The sequence below is a fragment of the Furfurilactobacillus curtus genome (genome assembly GCF_054657915.1).
Map to the genome: position 1 here is coordinate 1,466,805 of NZ_BAAHXU010000001.1, position 20,682 is coordinate 1,487,486.

Annotated in this window: 18 protein-coding genes and 1 pseudogene; 13 read left to right on the top strand and 6 right to left on the bottom strand. The window is 42.6% G+C overall.

Features of this window, described 5'->3' with window-relative positions:
* The first annotated feature begins 133 nt into the window (after nucleotides 1-133).
* Nucleotides 134-1,114: an aldo/keto reductase gene (locus ACYQ0Y_RS06905; RefSeq protein ID WP_407882707.1), complete on the top strand. Its 981-nt coding sequence runs from the start codon at nucleotides 134-136 to the stop codon at nucleotides 1,112-1,114.
* Between the two features lie 246 nt (nucleotides 1,115-1,360).
* Here ACYQ0Y_RS06905 and ACYQ0Y_RS06910 read toward each other — a convergent pair whose 3' ends face one another.
* Nucleotides 1,361-2,533 (bottom strand): iron-containing alcohol dehydrogenase, encoded by a 1,173-nt coding sequence (locus ACYQ0Y_RS06910; RefSeq protein ID WP_407882709.1) that lies wholly within the window; start codon nucleotides 2,531-2,533, stop codon nucleotides 1,361-1,363.
* A gap of 419 nt (nucleotides 2,534-2,952) precedes the next feature.
* Here ACYQ0Y_RS06910 and ACYQ0Y_RS06915 point away from each other — a divergent pair, with 419 nt between their 5' ends.
* The 4 genes and pseudogenes from ACYQ0Y_RS06915 (at nucleotide 2,953) to ACYQ0Y_RS06930 (ending at nucleotide 7,523) form a co-directional block, all read left to right on the top strand.
* Entirely contained in the window at nucleotides 2,953-3,924 is a 972-nt protein-coding gene (locus ACYQ0Y_RS06915; protein WP_407882711.1) for an AEC family transporter, read from the top strand.
* A 379-nt stretch (nucleotides 3,925-4,303) separates the two neighbouring features.
* Nucleotides 4,304-5,955: pseudogene (locus ACYQ0Y_RS06920) on the top strand (peptide ABC transporter substrate-binding protein).
* Nucleotides 5,956-6,225: 270 nt separating this feature from the next.
* Nucleotides 6,226-6,711, top strand: a complete 486-nt coding sequence (locus tag ACYQ0Y_RS06925; RefSeq protein WP_407882713.1) for a MarR family winged helix-turn-helix transcriptional regulator — start codon at nucleotides 6,226-6,228, stop codon at nucleotides 6,709-6,711.
* A 170-nt stretch (nucleotides 6,712-6,881) separates the two neighbouring features.
* Nucleotides 6,882-7,523: a hypothetical protein gene (locus ACYQ0Y_RS06930; RefSeq protein WP_407882714.1), complete on the top strand. Its 642-nt coding sequence runs from the start codon at nucleotides 6,882-6,884 to the stop codon at nucleotides 7,521-7,523.
* Between the two features lie 51 nt (nucleotides 7,524-7,574).
* On the opposite strand, the gene ACYQ0Y_RS06935 is transcribed toward ACYQ0Y_RS06930, so the two are convergent.
* Nucleotides 7,575-8,051: a glutathione peroxidase gene (locus tag ACYQ0Y_RS06935; RefSeq protein WP_407882716.1), complete on the bottom strand. Its 477-nt coding sequence runs from the start codon at nucleotides 8,049-8,051 to the stop codon at nucleotides 7,575-7,577.
* A 91-nt stretch (nucleotides 8,052-8,142) separates the two neighbouring features.
* Entirely contained in the window at nucleotides 8,143-8,652 is a 510-nt protein-coding gene (locus ACYQ0Y_RS06940) for a MarR family winged helix-turn-helix transcriptional regulator (protein ID WP_407882718.1), read from the bottom strand.
* A 241-nt stretch (nucleotides 8,653-8,893) separates the two neighbouring features.
* Here ACYQ0Y_RS06940 and ACYQ0Y_RS06945 point away from each other — a divergent pair, with 241 nt between their 5' ends.
* From ACYQ0Y_RS06945 to ACYQ0Y_RS06955, 3 genes are all read left to right on the top strand, one after another.
* Nucleotides 8,894-9,919 (top strand): hypothetical protein, encoded by a 1,026-nt coding sequence (locus ACYQ0Y_RS06945; protein WP_407882720.1) that lies wholly within the window; start codon nucleotides 8,894-8,896, stop codon nucleotides 9,917-9,919.
* Nucleotides 9,920-10,080: 161 nt separating this feature from the next.
* Nucleotides 10,081-10,572, top strand: coding sequence for a DUF2798 domain-containing protein (locus ACYQ0Y_RS06950; protein ID WP_407882722.1), 492 nt, complete (start codon nucleotides 10,081-10,083; stop codon nucleotides 10,570-10,572).
* 153 nt (nucleotides 10,573-10,725) lie between these two features.
* Nucleotides 10,726-12,348, top strand: a complete 1,623-nt coding sequence (locus ACYQ0Y_RS06955; RefSeq protein ID WP_407882724.1) for an ABC-F family ATP-binding cassette domain-containing protein — start codon at nucleotides 10,726-10,728, stop codon at nucleotides 12,346-12,348.
* 206 nt (nucleotides 12,349-12,554) lie between these two features.
* On the opposite strand, the gene ACYQ0Y_RS06960 is transcribed toward ACYQ0Y_RS06955, so the two are convergent.
* Nucleotides 12,555-12,728: a hypothetical protein gene (locus ACYQ0Y_RS06960; RefSeq protein WP_407882726.1), complete on the bottom strand. Its 174-nt coding sequence runs from the start codon at nucleotides 12,726-12,728 to the stop codon at nucleotides 12,555-12,557.
* A 149-nt stretch (nucleotides 12,729-12,877) separates the two neighbouring features.
* On the opposite strand from ACYQ0Y_RS06960, the gene ACYQ0Y_RS06965 reads away from it, so the two are divergent.
* Complete coding sequence (locus ACYQ0Y_RS06965) at nucleotides 12,878-13,342, top strand: universal stress protein (protein ID WP_407882728.1); 465 nt, start codon at nucleotides 12,878-12,880, stop codon at nucleotides 13,340-13,342.
* A 170-nt stretch (nucleotides 13,343-13,512) separates the two neighbouring features.
* The gene (locus tag ACYQ0Y_RS06970; protein WP_407882730.1) at nucleotides 13,513-14,913 is read left to right on the top strand and encodes a flavocytochrome c; all 1,401 of its coding nucleotides are present in this window, start codon (nucleotides 13,513-13,515) and stop codon (nucleotides 14,911-14,913) included.
* Between the two features lie 217 nt (nucleotides 14,914-15,130).
* Here ACYQ0Y_RS06970 and ACYQ0Y_RS06975 read toward each other — a convergent pair whose 3' ends face one another.
* Together ACYQ0Y_RS06975 and ACYQ0Y_RS06980 are read right to left on the bottom strand one after the other, a co-directional pair.
* Nucleotides 15,131-16,192, bottom strand: coding sequence for an FAD:protein FMN transferase (locus ACYQ0Y_RS06975; protein ID WP_407882732.1), 1,062 nt, complete (start codon nucleotides 16,190-16,192; stop codon nucleotides 15,131-15,133).
* Between the two features lie 105 nt (nucleotides 16,193-16,297).
* A complete protein-coding gene (locus tag ACYQ0Y_RS06980; RefSeq protein WP_407882734.1) occupies nucleotides 16,298-18,358 on the bottom strand; it encodes a BglG family transcription antiterminator in 2,061 nt (686 codons plus the stop codon).
* A 131-nt stretch (nucleotides 18,359-18,489) separates the two neighbouring features.
* Here ACYQ0Y_RS06980 and ACYQ0Y_RS06985 point away from each other — a divergent pair, with 131 nt between their 5' ends.
* The 3 genes from ACYQ0Y_RS06985 to ulaA are packed head-to-tail and all read left to right on the top strand — an operon-like array spanning nucleotide 18,490 to nucleotide 20,636.
* On the top strand, nucleotides 18,490-18,957 hold the full coding sequence (locus tag ACYQ0Y_RS06985; protein ID WP_407882736.1) for a PTS sugar transporter subunit IIA: 468 nt from the start codon (nucleotides 18,490-18,492) through the stop codon (nucleotides 18,955-18,957).
* Nucleotides 18,954-19,259, top strand: a complete 306-nt coding sequence (locus ACYQ0Y_RS06990) for a PTS sugar transporter subunit IIB (protein ID WP_407882738.1) — start codon at nucleotides 18,954-18,956, stop codon at nucleotides 19,257-19,259. Before ACYQ0Y_RS06985 ends, ACYQ0Y_RS06990 begins: the two co-directional genes overlap by 4 nt.
* A gap of 15 nt (nucleotides 19,260-19,274) precedes the next feature.
* The gene (gene ulaA / locus ACYQ0Y_RS06995; RefSeq protein ID WP_407882740.1) at nucleotides 19,275-20,636 is read left to right on the top strand and encodes a PTS ascorbate transporter subunit IIC; all 1,362 of its coding nucleotides are present in this window, start codon (nucleotides 19,275-19,277) and stop codon (nucleotides 20,634-20,636) included.
* Nucleotides 20,637-20,682: the final 46 nt, after the last annotated feature.

A 20,682-nucleotide genomic window follows, 5' to 3' on the forward strand; every position in this document is an offset into this window, starting at 1 on the left:
ATAGTTACCTCAAAGTGCGTACTTGTTGGTAATAAATTAACTTGTTAGGATGGACAAGGTTACCAATAAAGACGAGATTACTTTTGAGACATAGCATTAACGATAGAAGCAGGAATTATAAAAGGAGCTTTTGATGAAATATCGTACATTAGGAAAGACAGGATTTAAAATTAGTGATGTTTCGTTAGGTACGTGGCAACTGGGCGGTAAGTGGGGCGCCCCTTTTGATGAACAGGATGCCCAAGCAACGCTAGCGGCGGCTTATGATGCCGGGGTTAATTTTTTTGATACGGCGGATATTTATCAAGAGGGACTTAGTGAAAAGGCCATTGGGACCTTTTTAAAGGGGAAGACGGACAAAGTGTACGTTTCAACCAAAATTGGCCGTAAGCTTGACCCCCATGTGGCAGCTGGCTATACACCGGCCAATATTGATGCCTTCGTCGATGCAAGTTTACAAAACATGCAGGTAGACGCCCTCGATAATGTGTTGCTGCACTGTCCGCCGACAGCAGTCTATTACAATCCGGAGGTTTGGTTCGAACTGGATCGTCTCAAAAAAATCGGTAAAATCCGCAATTATGGTGTCAGTGTCGAGAAGACTGAAGAAGCGATCAAAGCATTAGATTATGACATCTCGACTGTTGAAATTATTTTCAACATGTTTCGATTAAAGCCGGCAAATTTATTCTTCAAGTTAGCACAAGCTAAAAATGTTGGTATTTTAGCCCGGGTGCCACTGGCCTCTGGATTATTGTCCGGGAAATATTCGGCCGAAACGAAATTTGGTGCTGAAGATCATCGTTCCTATAATCGCGATGGATCCGCCTTTGATAAGGGTGAAACATTCTCTGGTGTCGATTATCTGACTGGCGTTAAAGCTGCCAATGAGCTCAAGCAACGTTTGGGGACGGAGCAGTTAGCTCAAACGGCATTGCGGTGGATTCTGATGTTCGATGCGGTAACAACCGTGATTCCCGGTGCTTCCAACCCAGGCCAAATTGCGCGTAATGTTAGCGCATCGGATGTACCAGCATTAACGGATGAACAGATGGCCATCGTTCGTGATGTTTATAACCGGCTGATTAAGAATCCGGTTGAGTATCTGTGGTAATGTGTAAATGAATCAGCGACAAGCAAAAATCCGCTAAGCAGACCTCTTGAACGAGGTGCTTAGCGGATTTTTGTGGCTCTTCAGGACCATCGGCACTTAATTAACGACCACAAATTGGCCAACTGCAATCGGCAGTAGTAGTTTGTTTTGAACTGATTTTCTACCTGATATGTTCTTAGATTCAAAAAGATCGGCCCTGCAAAATTGCATGAGCCGATCTTTTGAGTGATTTTTGGGTTTCAAGCCTTATTCTGCATCATAAGCAGCTTGGAAGATCTTGATAATGTCTTCTTTGGTCCCTTTACGAGGGTTGGAGAAGGCGTTACCGTCTTTCAAAGCATTTTCAGCCATCAATTCAAAGTCTTCAGGCTTAGCACCGATTTCTTTGATCGACTTTGGAATACCAACATCTTGTGACATTTGCTTCATGGCTTTGATGGATAATTCAGCGGCGTCACGAGTGGACAGACCTTCTGTGTTTTCACCCATAATTTCAGCTAATTCAGCAAACCGCTCTGGGTCAGCGATGATGTTGTATTGTTCAACATATGGCAATAATAGGGCACAGCAGACACCATGCGGCGCGTCGTATTGACCACCGAGTTGGTGCGCCATGGCATGAACGTAACCTAGGTTGGCATTATTGAAGGCCATACCGGCGAGCATTTCTGCTTCAACCATCTTGGTCCGAGCCTCAAGGTTATGACCGTTAGCAACAGCTTCACGTAAGGAAGTTTCAATCAACTTGATCGCTTCAATACATTGTGAGTCCGTGATCGGGTTGTGATCTACTGAAACATATGGCTCGATTGCTTGTACGAAAGCATCCATTCCCGTGGCAGCTGTTAAGCCTTTTGGCACGTCCAACATCAAACTTGGATCGTTGAAAGAAACCAATGGAATGTTCCGCCAAGAAACAACAACGAACTTCAAGTGTGTTTCTTCATTAGTGATCACCGCGTGACGCGTCAATTCTGAACCAGTGCCAGCCGTCGTATTGACAGCAATCAGTGGTGGCAACGCGTTATCGAGTGTTTCGATACCAGCTAACTTAGTGATGTCGTCACCGTTCGTTAAGATAATTCCGGCACCTTTACCTGTATCGTGAGCAGAGCCACCACCGACCGTAATAATAGAGTCGGCACCTGATTCTTCGTATAACTTCTTCACTTCCTGAATATTGCGAATCTTTGGATTAGGTTCAACGCCGTTATAAATAATGTAGTCAACACCAGCGGCTTTCAAGGAGGTCAGTGTTTGTTCAACGGCGCCATCTTTTAAACCTTCCAGAAATTTATCGGTAACCACAACGGGCTTTTTCATACCCAACATCTTGGCACGTTCACCAATCTTACTAATCACGCCAGGGCCAAAGAAGTTGACACTTGGCATCAAAAAATCATAACTGCGTTCAGCCATAACTGAAGAACCTTCTTTCCAAAATTGTGCGAACACTAACTAACTCATTCACAAGTAAACTATAACTTCAATACTTACAATTATCAATAGTGTTTTTGAACATTCACAAAGTCTGCTGTATCAATGTATATGAACCGTTACAGTCGCCTGACTTTTATAAAAGCGCTTTCATACATAATTAACATTTTTCACAAAATCGCCGTTTAGTGAGCCATCTTAAACATTGACCTGCTAAAGTTTGCTAGTTGTTAAAGCTATTATGGAAAAATTGATGTTTATCAAATTGCTTCTTTTATTTTTTAAAAAATAGGGAGCTTGATTTGAAGTATTTAAAGCGTTTTCGTGTTAGCATGTTCAAGTCAAGTAATTGTGAACTCACAAGGCCGACAAAATTTATATAGAAACGAAAGTGATTAAAAATGGCAGTATTTTGGACGTCGATTCAGAGTGTTTTATCAATTGTATTAATGATTGCGGTCGGTTATTGGGCGCAAGGACGTGGCTGGTTTGATGACAAGTTTTCTGGTGCGTTATCAAAGATAATTATGAACATCGGGTTACCGGCTTCCATCTTTATGGCGATGCTTGAACGTTTTAAACCGGCACAATTGGCCACACTTTCCACTGGCTTGCTCTACGTTATTTTAGCGGTTGTCATTGGCTATTTATTGGCTTGGTTCTTAACGCGGTTATTCCGAGTACCCAAGGGACGACGGGGTTTAATGATGACGGCGATGAACGGGGCAAATACGGTCTTTATTGGATTACCCTTGAATGTGGCCTTATTCGGTCAACCCTCGGTACCGTACCTTTTGGTTTATTATATTGTGAATACGGTCGTAATCTGGACTGTTGGGGTGTGGATTATCGCCGCTGATGATCCAACCACTAGTGGTGAAAAAGCCCAATTTGATTGGCATCACTTATTGCCGGTGCCACTATGGGGCTTCATCGTCGCGTTGCCATTTATCTTTTTCTGGCCACAAGCGGCGACTAGTTTACCAAGTTTTATTACTACTACATTAACAGCCATTGGTGGACTGGTGACACCACTATCCTTGATCTACATCGGCATTATGTTGCGTAATTTTGGTTTGAAAAATATGTCATTTGATGGTCATGTTATTTTGACGCTACTTGGTCGGTTCGTGTTATCACCAATTATTATGGCGCTCATCATCTTTGTTGGGTTACATGCCGGAGTTCCAATGGTCGGCGTATTTCAAAAGACTTTGATTATTCAATCTGCAACGCCCGCATTGGCAGTATTGCCTATTCTAGCTAATACTTATCACAGTGACGTTAAATTTGCGACTAACATTGTCGTTGCGACTTCAACACTATTTATTATCGTGGTACCAGTCATTATGGGGATTATTAACTTAGTGTAGGTCAAGCAATTTACGTTGAAATGCCAGATGAAAATTTAATTGACGAATAATGAGTAATCGGGTACGCTATGCACATATTAATTTTAAAGCGGTTTAATTTTTGAAAGGAGTGTTTAATCATGATGTCATTGTCACAATTCTGTTGTTGTTACACCCGTCTATCAAGCCAAACGATACTAATCGCGGCAAAACAGGCCTGTTAACACGATGGAATTTTTCAATGATTAACGATGATTAAATGACTTTCATCGGCAAATTCAGTGAAAAATTGTGTAACGGCTTTTGCCCGCGTGTGGGCAAAGGCCGTTTTTTTGTTGTCTTCATTTTAATGACTAGCGCCCACACTTGAATTTCAAGAACGTTTAGAGGGGAAAATAAGATGAAAAGGCAGTCATTTAAGACACGTATGCTTTTGATAGTAACCAGCCTCGGTTTATTGACGATTGTGTTAGCCGCCTGTGGTCAAAAGAAGACTAGCGCTAGTGATCAGCAAACCTTGCGATTGTCGGCACAGGCACCATTAGACACGATTGATTTAGCGAAGGCGACAGGTTACGGTCAAACTGGAAATATTTACGAAAGTTTCTATCGATTAGGCAAACAAGGGAAACTCACACCAGGATTAGCAAAATCGGTTCAAGTAAGTTCGGATGGTAAAACGTACACATTTCACCTGCGTCCTGGTTTGAAGTGGAGTAATGGGGATGCTTTAATAGCAAAAGATTTCGTTTATTCATGGCGGCGAACCTTAACACCGGCGACAAAATCACAATATGCTTATTTGTTTAATGGGATAAAAAATGCTACTGCCGTTAATCAAGGGCGCCTCTCACCAAAAAGCTGGGCATTAGCGCGCCAAATTCTCGAACCGTGGTTGTGCAACTTGACCGACCGATCGCATATTTCAAATTGTTGATGGCATATCCGCTATTTGCGCCGCAGAATCAACGGGTTATTGATAAATATGGTAAAAAGTACGCGACCAAGGCACAGTACATGGTTTATAGCGGGCCATTTAAACTGGTTAACTGGAACGGTACTGGTAATCACTGGCAGTTTGTTAAAAACGATCAATACTGGGATAAAAAAGTTGTTAAGCTACATAAGATTACCTATCAGGTGCTGGGCAATCCGACCACTGGTGTTGAAATTTTTCAACAAAAGAAGCTGAGTTTAACGTTGTTGTCGAATCAACAGGTCAAGAATTATCAGAACAGTTCATTATTCAAAGAGTACCCATACTCCTTAATCAACTATTTGAAGTGGAATTTTCATGACCCGGATGAAACTAATAATAAAGTCACGAATAATCAAAATATTCGTCAAGCTGTTGCGTTAGCCATTAACCGACCACAATTGACGGAGAAGGTCTTAGGTGACGGGTCACGGGTACCAACTGGTTTTGTCCCGGGAGGATTAGCTCATGATCCGAAAAATGGGCGAGACTTTGCTGATGAACAAGCAGTCCCGGACACAGTGACTTATAATCCGAGCCTGGCTAGAAGAAAGTTTGCAGCTGGATTGAAAGAAATTGGTGAGAAGCAAGTCCATTTGACCCTCCTCGCTGCTGATGACGATGCATCGAGCACCGTGGTGACCCAATACTTAAAGAGTCAGTTAGAAAAAACGTTACCAAACTTCACGCTAAATATCCGATCTATTCCAGGAAAAGCCGCAAACCAACAAGGGCAAAAAGGTGATTTTGACATAAGTCTATCCAGTTGGGGTGGCGATTTTAATGATCCCATCACCTTCCTCCAAATTCCCCAAAGTAACACGGCTTATAACTATGGTAAATGGTCGGATAAAACGTACGACGAGCTCATTAGTCGAGCGGAAGGAGCTGATGCGAATACTCCAGAACGACGTTGGCAAGATTTAGTGAGTGCAAGTCAACGACTCAATGAAGTACAGAGTTTTACCCCACTGTATCAAGCCAATTATGCTTATCTTCAGCAAAAGGATGTGCATGGTATCATTCATAATACGGCAGGAACTCAGTGGAACTACAAGTATACGTACATTAAATAACGAATTAAGAGGGAGCATAAGTCGGTAAGCGCTGTCAGCCGATTGGGGTCCCTTTTTTTGACATTTAAGGTTGGAATTGAGGGGATCTGTTTACTTTTGTTCGGTCTGAAAACCCTTTAATAACAACGCGTGACGGAATTTTACAACTTGTTCCTTAGAACCATTTCAGATTAGTCAGAAGACTGGCTTTTTAGTGGATGAATGTGCTAACGTATAGCTATTACAGTAGTACTCAGTAAATTGTACTCAAGTAAATATGGAGGCACGAAAATGGCATCGAATCCAGAAGTCAAGCCACGCTTAATTGATGAACAACTCTGCGTGGCAGTTTATAACGCAAATAAATTATTCAACCACTTTTATATTGAAACGTTAAAACCGTATAATTTAACCTTTCCCCAGTACATCGCGCTCTGCGCTTTGTGGGAACATGATAAGCTCACGGTGAATGAAATTGGTTCCCGCTTGAACCTTGATAGTGGTACTTTAACGCCACTATTACGGCGGTTGGAACAAAACGGTTGGGTAAAACGGACCCGTTCAAAGATTGACGAACGGCAAGTGATCGTCCGCCTAACACCAATGGCTAAATCAAAGCGTGATGAAGTTTATTCACAAGTTACTGATTGTCAGAGTTTGCTGGGGTTTGATGATCAAACCTATGTTAGCTCTCGTACGGCAATGTTTGACTTAGCGGATCGCTTGAAGTCAATTGATCCTAAAGATTTAGCAGCAGAGAACGAGACTAAAGACTAACTCGCTTGTGCCGAGGCTGCATTGGTTCACAGCATCACCACCGGAAGTTTTGTTTGAGCGTGTTTCACGTGAAACACTTACAAGATGATGAATGTTATAAGGACTATTTCAACGTTAATAAAACGCCATGTGTTACATTTGCCTCATCAAGAGTGTGAGGAGATGGCAACATGGCGTTTTTATTTGATTGGTCAAAGATGGAAACCGAAGAATATACTCACGATGTCACCCAAGGCTCAGTCGTTCAATTGGGCGAACGAAATTATATTATGTTATCAGGAACTGGTGATGAGCATAGTGAAACGTTCATGACGCAAGCTAAAGCGATGTTAGCACTAGGTCAGTACTTAACAGAGGCACCACAACATCACATCGAAATTAATGATTTCCGTAACTATGTTCATTATCCGCTAAATGTTAGCTGGGTAGGCAACATTGGCGAACCTCATAGAGACTATCAGATGTTGATGAAGCACCCCAACTTCATGCCGGCAACGGCTGTTGAACAGGCTATTGGTCAATTAGCCCAAAGTGATCCAGTGGTGGGACAGATTAAATATGGTCGGTTTGAGGAAGGTCTCGAGGCACAAATTGGTCATGTTGGTCTGACTGACGCAGCCACCGTGCAACAATTAAAGGCTTTTGTTGCGGAGAGTCCATTTGCAATCGATAATACAGAAGGTGCCCATCGAGAACTCTATTTAAATGATATCAGCACCTTGCCAAATACGCAGTGGCAAACGATTTTACGTCAACGAGTGACGCCGGTCGACCAACGGGCTGCGGAACAGTTCCCAATTGCAATGAATTAGTCTTCATGACTAGTCGACAAATAAAGCGATTTCCTCAAAGAGGGAATCGCTTTATTTGTTGGTTTCTAATGCGTTGATAATACTGTCTTCGATATTTTCTGGTGTCGTGGTCGGAGCAAAGCGTTTAATGAGGTGACCATCTCGACCAATTAGAAATTTTGTGTAGTTCCATTTGATTCGACCATGACCAGAAGCCTGCTTTAAATAAACGAATAAAGGATCAGTTTGCTCACCATTGACTTGGATCTTTTGGGTCATTGGAAACGTGACCCCATAGTGTACTTGGCAAAAATCGTTGATGTCAGAATCGTTCGCTAGCTCTTGATGAAATTGATTTGAAGGGAGACCGAGTACGACTAATCCCTGGTCTTGATAATTTTGGTATAGCTTTTCCAAACCTTTTAGTTGCGGAGCTAGCCCACATTTGCTTGCTGTATTCACGATTAAAACGACATTGCCACGATAGGCTGAAAGTTTAAGTGGTTGGCCACTTAATTCGGTTTCTTTAAAATCATAAATTGTCGTCATCATGAACCTCCTGTAATGCTTAGTACCCCCATTATGGGGAATTAATCGGTAAGATGCGAACATTTAGATTGTGACTCGACGACGAAAGCAATTAAGCTCTTTCGCTGGATAGATTGACGTTAGCCATCGCTGATAGGACCTCAACCGCTATCTGAAGTTGATCTTCACCAAATTGAGCCAAAACAGTCTGGTAACGTTGTCGTTCTGCTTCATGCATTCGTGTATGCAGCGGTGCAATCAAGTGACCACGCGCCGTGATCCTGATTGAAACGGCTTTTTGGTTATCGGCCGGATGAAATCGGTCAATTAGCCCTGCCGCCTCTAGACGTTTGATGTATCTAGATAGTAGACCCTGAGAAAAATCAATCTGGGTGACTAAGACCTGATAGGCCAGTGTTTGATCAGGGGCCTGGTCAATATAACCCAGCAGTTGCATTTCTGAATGATTGAGGTGCAAATGTTCAAGCTCCGTAATTGTCGCCGTTGGTAATTGGTCTTTAAATTCATTCATGGCAGTTTGCCAGAAATGTTCTTTGAACTGATCTTGTGTTTGATTCAAAATATGAATCGATTGGCGTAATTGTTGAAAATAATCTGTCATGCGTAAAATCTCCTTAATGGAACAAGGTAGCTTGGTGGGTTATGGGACATTTTAATAATAAATTACTAGTAATTTATATGCAACTAAGCTGTCAAGCTGGTGGCATGGTGCAACTATGATGCGCAGTCGCTGACTTCATTTTAGTAAGCGCTTACAAAAAGACTAGGAAAAACAAATTTGTGATGATAAAATGAACTCGTATTAAATTTGAAATTGTTTTCACAAATGGGGGGATTTCATTATGGCAAAGCTAGGTATGAAAGTGGCAACTTTAGCAGCGGCGGTAACAATGGGTAGTTCTCTGTTTTTGATTCCAACGACGGGAGCTAATGCGGACGATAGCGAGCAGGTTGTCTTAAAACAACTTGACGGATCGCCACATAACAATGAATCATTTGCTGTGACGACGGTGGCTATGAAAGGCAATAAAATTTTAGCCGCCAAAATTGATGAATTTCAGTTTGTGAAGAAAGGTAGTAAAGGTTTTACCGGTGTGCCGAATAGTAATAGCGACTTCGGCAAGGATTATAAGAGTGGGCAAATGTTAATTTCAAAGAATGCTAACGATGCGGCCTATTCTGATCTGATGAAGAAGAACGCTAAAGCGACCAAGTCTCGCGCTGATTCAATGACAGCCATTGAAAATTATGTTAAAGGCAAAACGGCTAGTCAGTTGCTAAGTGCTACCAAGAAAAATAAAGCCATGCAAAAGAAAGTAATCTCAGGGGCCACACTGGCCAGCACGAATGGCTATGTTAAAGCAATTGCTAATGCGGCCAAGAAGGGGTACACCACTAAAGGGACCACGGTAGATGATGATAATGTTGTTTTGAAGCAAATGGACACGGCGCCGCATGGAAAACAGGCATTTGCTGTCACTACTGTGGCGATGAGTGGCGACAAGATTGCCGCAACGAGCATTGACGAATTCCAATTCGTTAAAAAGGGCAGCAAAGACTTTACTGGTGTACCGAATAGTAACGCGAAGTTTGGTAAAGAAGGTTACAAGAGTGGTCAGATGCTTATTTCCAAGCAAGCCAATGATAAGGGCTACTCGGCACTGATGAAGAAAGAAGCTAAATCAACGCAATCACGGATGAAGTCAATTAAGGCGATCGATCAATTTGCTGCGGGTAAAACAGCGAGTGATTTAACCAACACGGTCAACGACAGCAAAGGTAAAAAAACGGATGTTGTGTCTGGAGCAACCCTAGTTGACACCAACAATTACCTTACCTCGATCGTCCAAACAGCCAACCAGCAATAGTTAACGCGGTCTGCTAAAAATTAAATTTTCACTAGCGAAGGCTCGCAAAATTATGGTACATTTAAACCCTAATAAGCGTGCGTATAATGGTTCAGCACAAGGATTTCTCTCTCCTTGTGCTGAATTTTTTTGCTTAAAATTTAAAGAATGAGGTCTGTATTTTGGAATTTCAACAACGGTTACCACACAGTTTTAAAGAAACAGTCTTATTTATGTTAGTGATTTCAGTTCTATCGGTAAATATCATCGCACCACTCATCACCGGACTAGAGATTGGATTTTCAATGAGCCATTGGTTGGGAGTCCTCCAACAAATTCCACTATTGTGGCTATTTGTCATTGCCTTAGTCTTCTTAACAGATAAACCGAGTGGGCAGCTGGCAAATTTGATTTTGGAACCTGGCACATCATTTAAGGCGACGATGCTAATTCGGGCTATGTGCCAAGTATTCTTGATGTCACTAGTCCTAACCGTTCTCGGTACATGGATTGGAACACGACAGATCACGATGGCCCCGATTAATCACTTCTTTCAAATCTGGCCGCGTAATTTCACAATTGCATTTATTGTCGAAGGCTTTATTGCGCAACCCATAGCTAGAAGCGTAATGGCATTCTATCACCGCCAAAGCGACGCGACTGATGAAGCTTAATGAAGCTGAGGTTAACCATGCTTCGCTCTCGGCCATGCTGGTGACGTAAAGCCAAAAGTATGATAGGCTAAGACGACAAGTGAACATCAGTTAGAAAACCAACCGTGCAGTGGTTTAGGCGCGGCTGGTTTTTAGTAAAGAGACGAGGTAGTTATGTTAACAGTTAACGACGTCAGTATGCAGTTTGGTACCCATAAACTCTATAGTGATATTAATTTAAAATTCACCCCTGGCAATTGTTATGGTGTGATTGGGGCAAACGGTGCCGGAAAATCCACCTTCCTAAAGATAATTGAAGGTGAGCTCAAGCCAACAACCGGGACCGTCAGCCTTGGGCCTAATGAACGAATGAGCAGTTTAAACCAAAACCATTTTGCATTTGAGGATGAAACGGTGATGAACACCGTTATTCGTGGTCACCAACGGTTATATGAGATCATGAGCGAAAAAGATGCGTTGTATGCGAAAGCTGATTTTAGCGATGAGGATGGGATGCAGGCGGCAGAATTAGAAGCAGAGTTTGCTGAATTGGATGGATGGAATGCGGAGGTCGAGGCTAATCAGTTGCTGCAGGCACTCGGGATTAACGAGGCCATGCATCAACAAAAAATGAGCGAACTGACTGAATCACAGAAGGTTAAGGTGCTCCTAGGCCAAGCGCTATTCGGTAATCCTGATATTCTATTGTTAGACGAACCAACAAATGGTCTGGATGTTCAGTCGATCGGTTGGTTAGAAAACTTTTTAGCAGACTATCAGAATACGGTGATCGTGGTTTCGCATGACCGACACTTTTTAAATCAAGTATGCACACACATGTGTGATGTGGATTTTGGCAAAATTACGTTGTTCGTTGGAAACTACGATTTTTGGATGGAAAGTAGCGCCTTAGCAACGAAGCTGCGAAATAGCGCCAACCAGAAAAAAGAAGAGCAGATTAAAGAATTACAAGATTTCATTGCTCGCTTCAGTGCAAATGCTTCGAAGTCTAAACAGGCAACTTCGCGGAAGAAGCAACTTGATAAGATTACACTAGACGATCTCAAACCGTCGTCGCGAAAATATCCCTTTATCCAATTTACGCCAGACCGGGAGATTGGTAATGATTTGCTTCGAGTGGATGGCGTGTCAAAGACTATCGACGGGGTGAAAGTTCTCGATCAAATTACGTTTACCCTTCGTCCAAATGAAAAAACGGCGCTACTAAGTCGTTCAGATTTGGCTACGACGACATTGATGCAGATTATTTCCGGGGAAATATTGCCGGATACGGGGACGGTGACCTGGGGACAGACAACCACAAGGACGTATTTGCCCAAGGACATCAATAGTGAATTTGCAGACAGCCATCTAACAATTTTAGATTGGTTGCGTCAATATGCGCCAAAGGGTGAGGATGACAATACCTTTCTTCGCGGTTTCCTAGGCAAAATGTTATTCTCTGGCGAAGATGTATTGCGGGAAGTTAATGTCCTGTCTGGTGGCGAAAAGGTTCGGGCAATGCTATCAAAAATGATGTTGAGCCGAGCCAATGTTCTGTTGATGGACGATCCCACTAACCATTTAGATTTGGAATCCATTACCGCCTTGAATGACAGTCTCATTGCTTTCAAAGGTGCGGTGGTGTTCACTTCCCATGACCATGAATTTATTTCAACAATCGCCGATCATTTAATTGAAGTCAGTGACCGAGGAATTGTTGAGCGCGCCGAAACAAATTATGACGAATTTTTAAATCATGAATTTGTTCAAAAACAAGTAAGCGAACTGTATTAGTCATGCAATTAGATGTTTTAAAAACCACCGTCGCATTTTTATCGCTGCGGTGGTTTTTTTAGGTACCAATATTCCAGCGAACATCGAACTGATCTTCGACAACTCCGAATGAGCCACCGCATTCTTTGATCGTGAAAACAATGATGACGTGGCCGCGCGTTGCGAACTGACTGAATCGTTCGTTGGCTGCTTCGATAGCATTAAAGCTAAGGCTCATTGAGACAGTTAGTTTGTCCAGGTTGAACTTCTGGTGCGCCTGGAATGACATCCAAGGCTGAGATTTTGAAATGTTCATTTACCGGTAAAGCACTGTGAATAACTAGATCTGTGTTTTTGGCATTGGATTGACTATGAAACGCCAAGTAAGGTGAAAAATCCATCGTAAAATCGTCCTCACCTTTTATTTAAAATTGCTTCCACTATCGTATATTTAGTTAAAACTAACTCAACGAATGGAAGATTTGGTATCCATTTGGAAAATCAAGTATATTGATGGTGGAAACGGATACAAAGATGATTGGAGGAAACGATGATGACTTTTAAACCACAACAAATTTTAGTTCCTTTGGATGGCTCCGAAAATTCTGAACAAGCATTGGCAGTCGCTGTCGACATCGCCCAGCAATTTGACAGCCGCCTGCACTTAATCCGGGTCTACAATCCGGCATTCGCATCAGCTGCAGTCGACGTGAGTGAAGCCGTTAAAGGGTTTGATAACAATATGATTATGGAAGGTAAACGTTATCTAGAGGCCAAGGTCGTTCAGTTATCAGAAAAAGGCGTCAGCAATGTGGAAAATCATTTGGTTCAAGGCAACGTTAAAAAAACGATTGCGATTGATTATCCACAAGCACATCAAATTGATCTGATTGTGATTGGGGCAACTGGATTAGATACTTTCAGTCAAGCTGTCTTAGGGTCAGTTACTGGGTATGTCGTCAATCGAGCCACGGCAAATGTGATGGTGGTTAAAAAAGAGCCGACAACCGAGTAAGAGCGTTGTTGAGGTCGTGAGTTATAAATAAAAGTAATTGTTTCACAACCATTTGACTATAGTCGGGGTCACTCAGTATGATGTGGGGTGTGAACGGCAAGTCACCGTCAATTACAATAAGTGAATTAAAGCACAAAGATGCTGAAGCAAAAGTGAAAAGGGGTAATCTCATGGCCGAAAAATTTCAGTTTCAACCAAGCAGTATTGACACATTGCAATCACATTATGATGTGGTGATCATCGGTTCTGGTAGCACTGGCTTGGTTAGCGCTTTACAGGCGCACGAACTGGGATTAAAGCCCGTCATTTTAGAGAAAATGCCTAAAATTGGCGGCAACACAACGCGGGCTTCGTCCGGAATGAATGCAGCGGAGACAAACGTTCAATTACATCATGGGGTTGTCGATAGTTATGAAGAATTTTATGACGAGACGCTCAAGGGCGGCGGCAATCTCAATGATCCAGATCTACTCCAGTATTTCAGTACACATGCTGCCCTCGCCATTGATTGGTTAGCTGATCATGGAATTCGGCTTGAGGATATTACCATTACTGGGGGGATGAGTAAGATGCGGACCCATCGCCCCGCAAGCATGGCCCCGATTGGTGGATTTCTCGTGACTGAGTTGCTCAAGCAAGTTCAGGATCAGCAATTACCACTCTTTACTGAAGTGACAGTGACTCATTTGAATAAAGATGAGACTGACACTGTCAACGCGGTGACGGTTACCTTACCAGATGGCGAGCAAACGCAGATTAATGCAGGTGCCGTTATTTTGGCCACGGGCGGGTTTGGTGCAAATGAGGCAATGATCGAAACTTACCGTCCGGATCTAAAAGGTTACAAGACAACGAACCAACCCGGTGCAACTGGTGATGGCTTGAAGTTGGCCCAGGCGGCGGGAGCCGCACTAGTGCAGATGGATCAAATTCAGGTGCATCCCACCGTCCAGCAAGATAACCCACATGCTTTCTTGATTGGTGAAGCTGTTCGTGGGGAAGGTGCGATCTTAGTTAACGCAGCGGGGCAACGTTTTGTCAACGAATTAGATACACGAAAAGTCGTTTCTGATGCCATTACTGCATTGCCAGCACATAGTGCCTATTTGATCTTTGACCAAGGCATTCGGGACCGAGTAAAGGCCATTGAATTTTACGATAGTATTGGTTTAGTGGTCACTGGTGATAGTTTGACCGAATTAGCTCAATCATTAAAAATGCCAAGTGAGCAGTTGGCCGATACAGTGGCAACTTGGAATGCAGCTGTGGATGAAAACGGGGACACCCAGTGGTCACGAACGACGGGGATGGATCGACAAATCACCGAAGGACCATTCTTTGCGATTCACATTGCGCCAGCGGTTCACTATACGATGGGTGGCGTAAGAGCGAACCACAAGACGCAAGTCCTTAATGAGAATGGTCAAGTCATCCACGGGTTATTTGCCGGTGGGGAAGTTGTTGGTGGTCTTCATGGAAACAACCGGATTGGCGGAAATTCGATTGCTGAGACGGTAATCTTTGGTCGTCAAGCTGGTCAACAAGTGTTCGAATACATCAAACAGTCATAAAATACAAAATTAAAAAAGCGGAATATAAATCGGTAAGTGATGAGATAAAAACGAGCTTTGCATGATGATAATCTAGTCATCATGCAAAGCTCGTTTTTAAGTGGCGCCACTTGATTTATGTTCCGCGTTTTAGTTATTTAGTTTGAAAGTGGAATTTAGATTGTGGTTTTATATCTCAAACACGACTGTTTATCTGTCAGCGCTAATGAGCATCCGATTAGTTGCCCATAGTGTAGCCAGTGCTGGCATCAAGCTTAAACCGTTTCTTCAGGCCATCAGTTACATAAATTTTCTTTTCGTTCGTGATGAAAATGGCTTGAATGTCCTTTTTCTGATTCATATACGCTAAACCATCTTTAAGCCCTTTATCAAAAGCGGCGTTTGATAAAGCATCCCCATCGATGGATTTCTTTGAAACAATAGTCACACTGGCTAAATTGTTTTCATAAGGGTAACCAGTTTTGGCATCAAAAAGATAAATATATTTATGCCCACCAGACATTAAATATTGTTCGTAGGTTCCGGCCGTCACGACCGACATGTCGCTTTCTTTAATGGTGCCAACCGCATCGCCACGAGGCTTAACCGGGTTTTGAATGCCAACTGTCCACGGCTTATTGTGACCTTCAGGCGAGTGACCCATGACAATAATATTGCCACCAAGGTTGATGATGGCGGAAGTGACCCCGTTTTTCTTGAAGACTTTTTTGACTTGATCAGCGATATACCCTTTCGCGATCCCGCCAAAGTCGAGGCGCATCCCTTTTTTCGTTAAGTAAACGGTCTGTTCCTTATCGTTAAGTTGAACATCATGATAATCAACGAGTGGTAAAGCAGCGTCAATCTCTGATTGCGCTGGGACCCGCGCACCAGGTAGACCAATTTTCCATAAATTGGTAACGGCACCGATCGCCATGTCAAAACTACCTTCAGAATTCTCGGAAACGGATAGAGCCTTTTTAACCATCGGATAGAAGTCATCGGGAACCCGAACCGGTTTGATTCCGGCATTGTCGTTAATTTTATCTAATTGCGAACCGCCCCGGGTTAATGTTGATTCATCATCCATATGGTGAATTTCTTTAAAGCCTTTATTGATCACATCTTTTTTACCCTTATCGTAGATTGATAGGGTACAAATCGTCCCCATGATCATTTCACTTTTCTCGTACGGATTTTTAACCATCGGCTTAGCCTTGGCTTTGGGCTTCGCCGTACAACCAGCCAATGTCACGGCTAGAACGACTAAAAGGCTACCCCAAATTAGCGATTTTTTCATGTATGTAAACTCCTTTAAGGCCTCTAAACGGGCGGGTGGTGACTTGTGAGAACCGTTACATTTTACTCCAAAAAGCAGATGTTGTGTGTAAAAGTCTGCAACCGATTACATCTGGGCGACTTCGAGCAAATGACTTATTTCAGCCACTGAGTGAGTCGCTTTAATTGCCTTAACCCAAGCCACGTCTTGAATTTTCTGAAGCAGCTGTGAAAGCGCGGCCAGATGTGATGTTGCATCAACTGGTGCTAGACCAATGATTATCTGAATCTTTTTTGCAGGGGTATGACCTTCAATTTGAATCGTCATTGGATGCTGACAGAGCAGTAGACTCATTCCTAAATCGTTGACACCATCATTCTGTGTGGCATGAGCTAACATAATGCCATCACCTAGTACCATATAAGGCCCGTTTTTTTTGGTTAGATTAATCACTTGCTCTAAATAATGGGTATGGATAAGGCCATCATGTAGTAAGGGACTAAGCGCAATTTTGACACCCTGCTGCCAAGACAAAACATCAGTTGAATATTTAATGTGGGCTGTTGGCAGAAGGCGCTGCAGACTGCTTAATGTTTCATCAGTTTCAGCTTGGTGTGGATGTTTGGATTGATTAAGATAACCATGCAGTGCGCCTGTTAGGCCATCAAAGTCTTCGATTCGCGCGTAGTTACTGATGATATCGAGTAAAGCATTTATTCGGGCTTCATTAAAGTTGATATCTGATAAATGAGCGTTGACTAGAGCCTTACCGATCGTTTCCCAATCGCGGTGGTTCGGCAGCGGAGATACGGTTACTACCGGAATTTCTAGAGGGACGGTCAATTTGATGGTACTAATAATGAGTTTGATATGATCCAAGTCGTGATTTTTAAATTGCAAAACACTGAGTGGTTGTGAGAAGGCAATGTTTGGAAATCGTTGGGTTAACTGCTGTTGTAGAATATACGAGGTACCAATACCGCTTGAACAGACCACTAAAACATCCGTTTGAACAGTTTGCTCATTTTCAATTGATCGAAGTTCACCACCAAAATAGAGCGCAATTAAGGCGATTTCATCATCACTAAGTTGGCCATTAATAAATTTTTCAAATGGGCGAATTGCATATTTGGTGAAAGAAAATAGTTCTTGGTACCCTTCGGTGATTTGCTCTAAGTTCGGGTGATGATAAGGAATCATAAATTTAGACCGATAAAAAGCTGATAATAGATGAGTGGATAAGGTTAACTCAAGCTTATCAGGGGAAATGCTGGCGCTGGAGGCAGCATTGAATCGGTCGATTATCTCACGTGCAATCGGGAAAATTCTTTGTATTAGGCCGTCAGTTTTATTCACGCGATAAAATTGACTCGTGTTAATAATGCGACCGAGAAAATAAGCCTCGCTATAGTTTTGGATATCATTAGCGGCAAGAAAGTTAATGGACCAGTCGATTGATGAGGAATCAACGGTAGTTCTTCTCGACGGTGAATCTGGTAGTTGATTTTGTGGATCCTTGATGCGATCTAAAAACCACAGAATAAACTCATCGAGTGTGGATAAAGCATCATCGGTGAAATAGTTGCCGGTAATTTTTTCTAATTTATGAATTTTTGTATTAATTGCAATTAATCGCGATGGATTAATATCAATTTGGCTGTATAGAATGGAGCTTCGATCATTCAATGCTTCTAAAACCCAATTTCGCTGGGTGATTTCCGAACCAGAAAGAAACTTGCCAGTGGTACCTTGGACAATTTCTAAGCGATGGGCTGCTAAGGTTTGTCTAACCTGCTTTAGGTCAGAGATAACTGTGTGTTTTGAGACATTAAAGCGTGCCGCCAAGTGAGTTAACGAGAGTGCTTGGTGATTAACCAGCTCCCAAATAATTAGTTGGCAGCGTTGATATTTAGATAGTTGGTCAATCGTTGCTTGAGCATTTGAAAAGTGCTCAAGCAACGATTTTTTGGTCTCGCTTTGAATGTAATACCCGGCTCCTAGAATATTGGTGATAGGTTCTAAATCATCTGCAATCAGTGCCTCATTAACGCGTTTCAGAACGTAAAAGACACCTCTTCGTGAGAGATTCAATTGCACCTTTAAATCATCAATTGTGGCATAGTCGCTTTGCTCGATAAGAAAGTTCAAAAGGTCATTGCCGTGTTTAATTTTTGTGTAGTTAATCATTTCACGATATCCCCAAGCAAATGTTACATGTGTAGTGAACAAATTGCACTATCAATAGTGTAAGTATTGCACTTGTTGGCGTTTTCATCAATGATACGATAAGTGCACCATCAATTATTGGAGGCGAAGGAATGCTCAGCGATTTATTAAATCGAGAGACAATTCAGTTGATTTCTGGAGAAGCATTAACCTGGCAGGAGACTATTAGATTGGCTGCGAAGCCGTTGGTTGATAACGATAGTGTCACGACTCAATACGTCGATGCCATGATCAAGGTTGTTGATGAAGAGGGCCCTTACATTAACATCGGCGATCATGTGGCGTTGGCCCATACTCGGCCTGAAAATGGGTCGAATAGAATTTCTTTGGCACTACTGAAAACAACGGAGCCGGTTGATTTGGTTAATAAGGAGCATCCGGTAACCCTCTGGTTTGTCTTATCGGCAGTGGATAACCAGAGTCATTTGCAAGTTATTCGACAATTGATGATGTTATTAACAAATGAGACAGCACTTAATGCTTTGAAAACAGCCACGTCGGTTGATGATTTGATCAAGATCATTTCAGCCATCGATAACACAACGGAGGAATCAAAATGAAAATTCTAGCAGTGTGCCAAAGCGGTCTTGGTAGCAGCTTTATGGTTCAAATGAACGTCCAGCAAATTTTAAAAGATGAAAAGGTCGATGTAGATGCAAACAACATTACCGTTGATCATTCAGATGTAGGTAGTGCCACTGCCGACGCTGCCGATTACTTTTTTGTTGAATCCACATTGGCTGATGCTTTGAGTAGTATTCCAGAAGACCGTGTTGTTTTGCTGAAGAGTTTAATCGATAAAAAAGAAACAACAGATCACGTCAATGATGTGTTGGATCGTAACCAGATTCAACATGATTAGTGGGGAAAATTAATTATGAAAAGTGTACTGAACTTATTCGTCTCCATCGCGACGCAGCCAGCAATTCTGGTGGCATTGATTGCGATGCTAGGCTTGTTATTACAAAAGAAAAAAACAACAGAAGTGGTTCAAGGAACAATCAAAACCTTTGCGGGATTCTTAGTTCTGACTGGCGGTGCTGGCATCTTAAGTGCTTCTTTGACACCATTTGCTAAAATGTTTCAGTTTGCACTCCACGTTCAAGGGGTCGTACCAAGTAATGAAGCCGTAGTGGCCATTGCGTTAGTGAAATACGGTTCAACAACGGCGTTAATTATGTTGGTTGGCATGATCGTAAATATTTTACTTGCCAGGTTTACACGCTTTAAGTACATTTTTTTAACGGGGCAGGCAATGCTGTACATGTCTTGTCTGACAGCTGTAATTTTAGTAAGTGCCAAGTTAGGTACTGGTTGGCAAACGATTTTACTGGGCGGCATCTTTGAAGGAACGTTATTAACAGTCACGCGGGCCTTATGTCAACCATTCATGCGGAAAATTACCGGCGGTGATCAAGTTGCCATGGGGCACACTGGGAACATTGGGTATGCAACGGCTGGCCTGATGGGACAGTGGTTTGGTAATAAAGAAAAAAGTACCGAAGACATCGAGATGCCTAAAGGATTAAGCTTTTTACGTGACTCGACAGTATCGATTACTTTGTTAATGGGTGTTGTTTATTTGGCATTGGCCATCATCACCGGGCCCCATTTTGTCGAAACAAAGCTGAGTGCAGGAACTAATTATTTAGTTTACTCACTCGTTCAGGCCGGAACATTTGCAGCGGGCTTTGTGGTTGTACTGCAAGGGGTTCGAATGATTTTAGCTGAAATCGTGCCAGCTTTCCAGGGAATAGCGCAACGACTGGTTCCAAATTCAAAACCAGCTTTGGATGTGCCAATTATTTTCCCATACGCGCCTAATGCTGTGTTAATTGGGTTCTTTACCAGCTTTATTGTTGGGACAATCAGCATGTTTATCATGATCGCATTACACACCACAGTGATTATCCCCGGTGTGGTCGGTCACTTCTTCTGTGGTGCCGCAGCGGCAATATACGGCAACGCAACTGGTGGCCGTCGAGGTGCGATTATCGGAGCATCAGTGAATAGTCTGATCATTAGCTGGTTGCCACTCTTTATTCTACCGGTGTTGGGCACACTGAAATTGGCAGCGTCCACATTCGCCGATACAGATTATTTAGTACCAGGGATCTTGCTTGGTAATCTTGGTAATCTTGGTACAGTTGCGATTGTCGTTGGGATTCTTGGCTTCCTGGCAGTCGTGCTAGTGCTTAGCGCAATCTTAAACGGCCGTGATAAATCCACTGCCAAATAGTCACTCGCGTTATTGACCCGGTCAAGTCCCTCTTGCCGGGCCATTT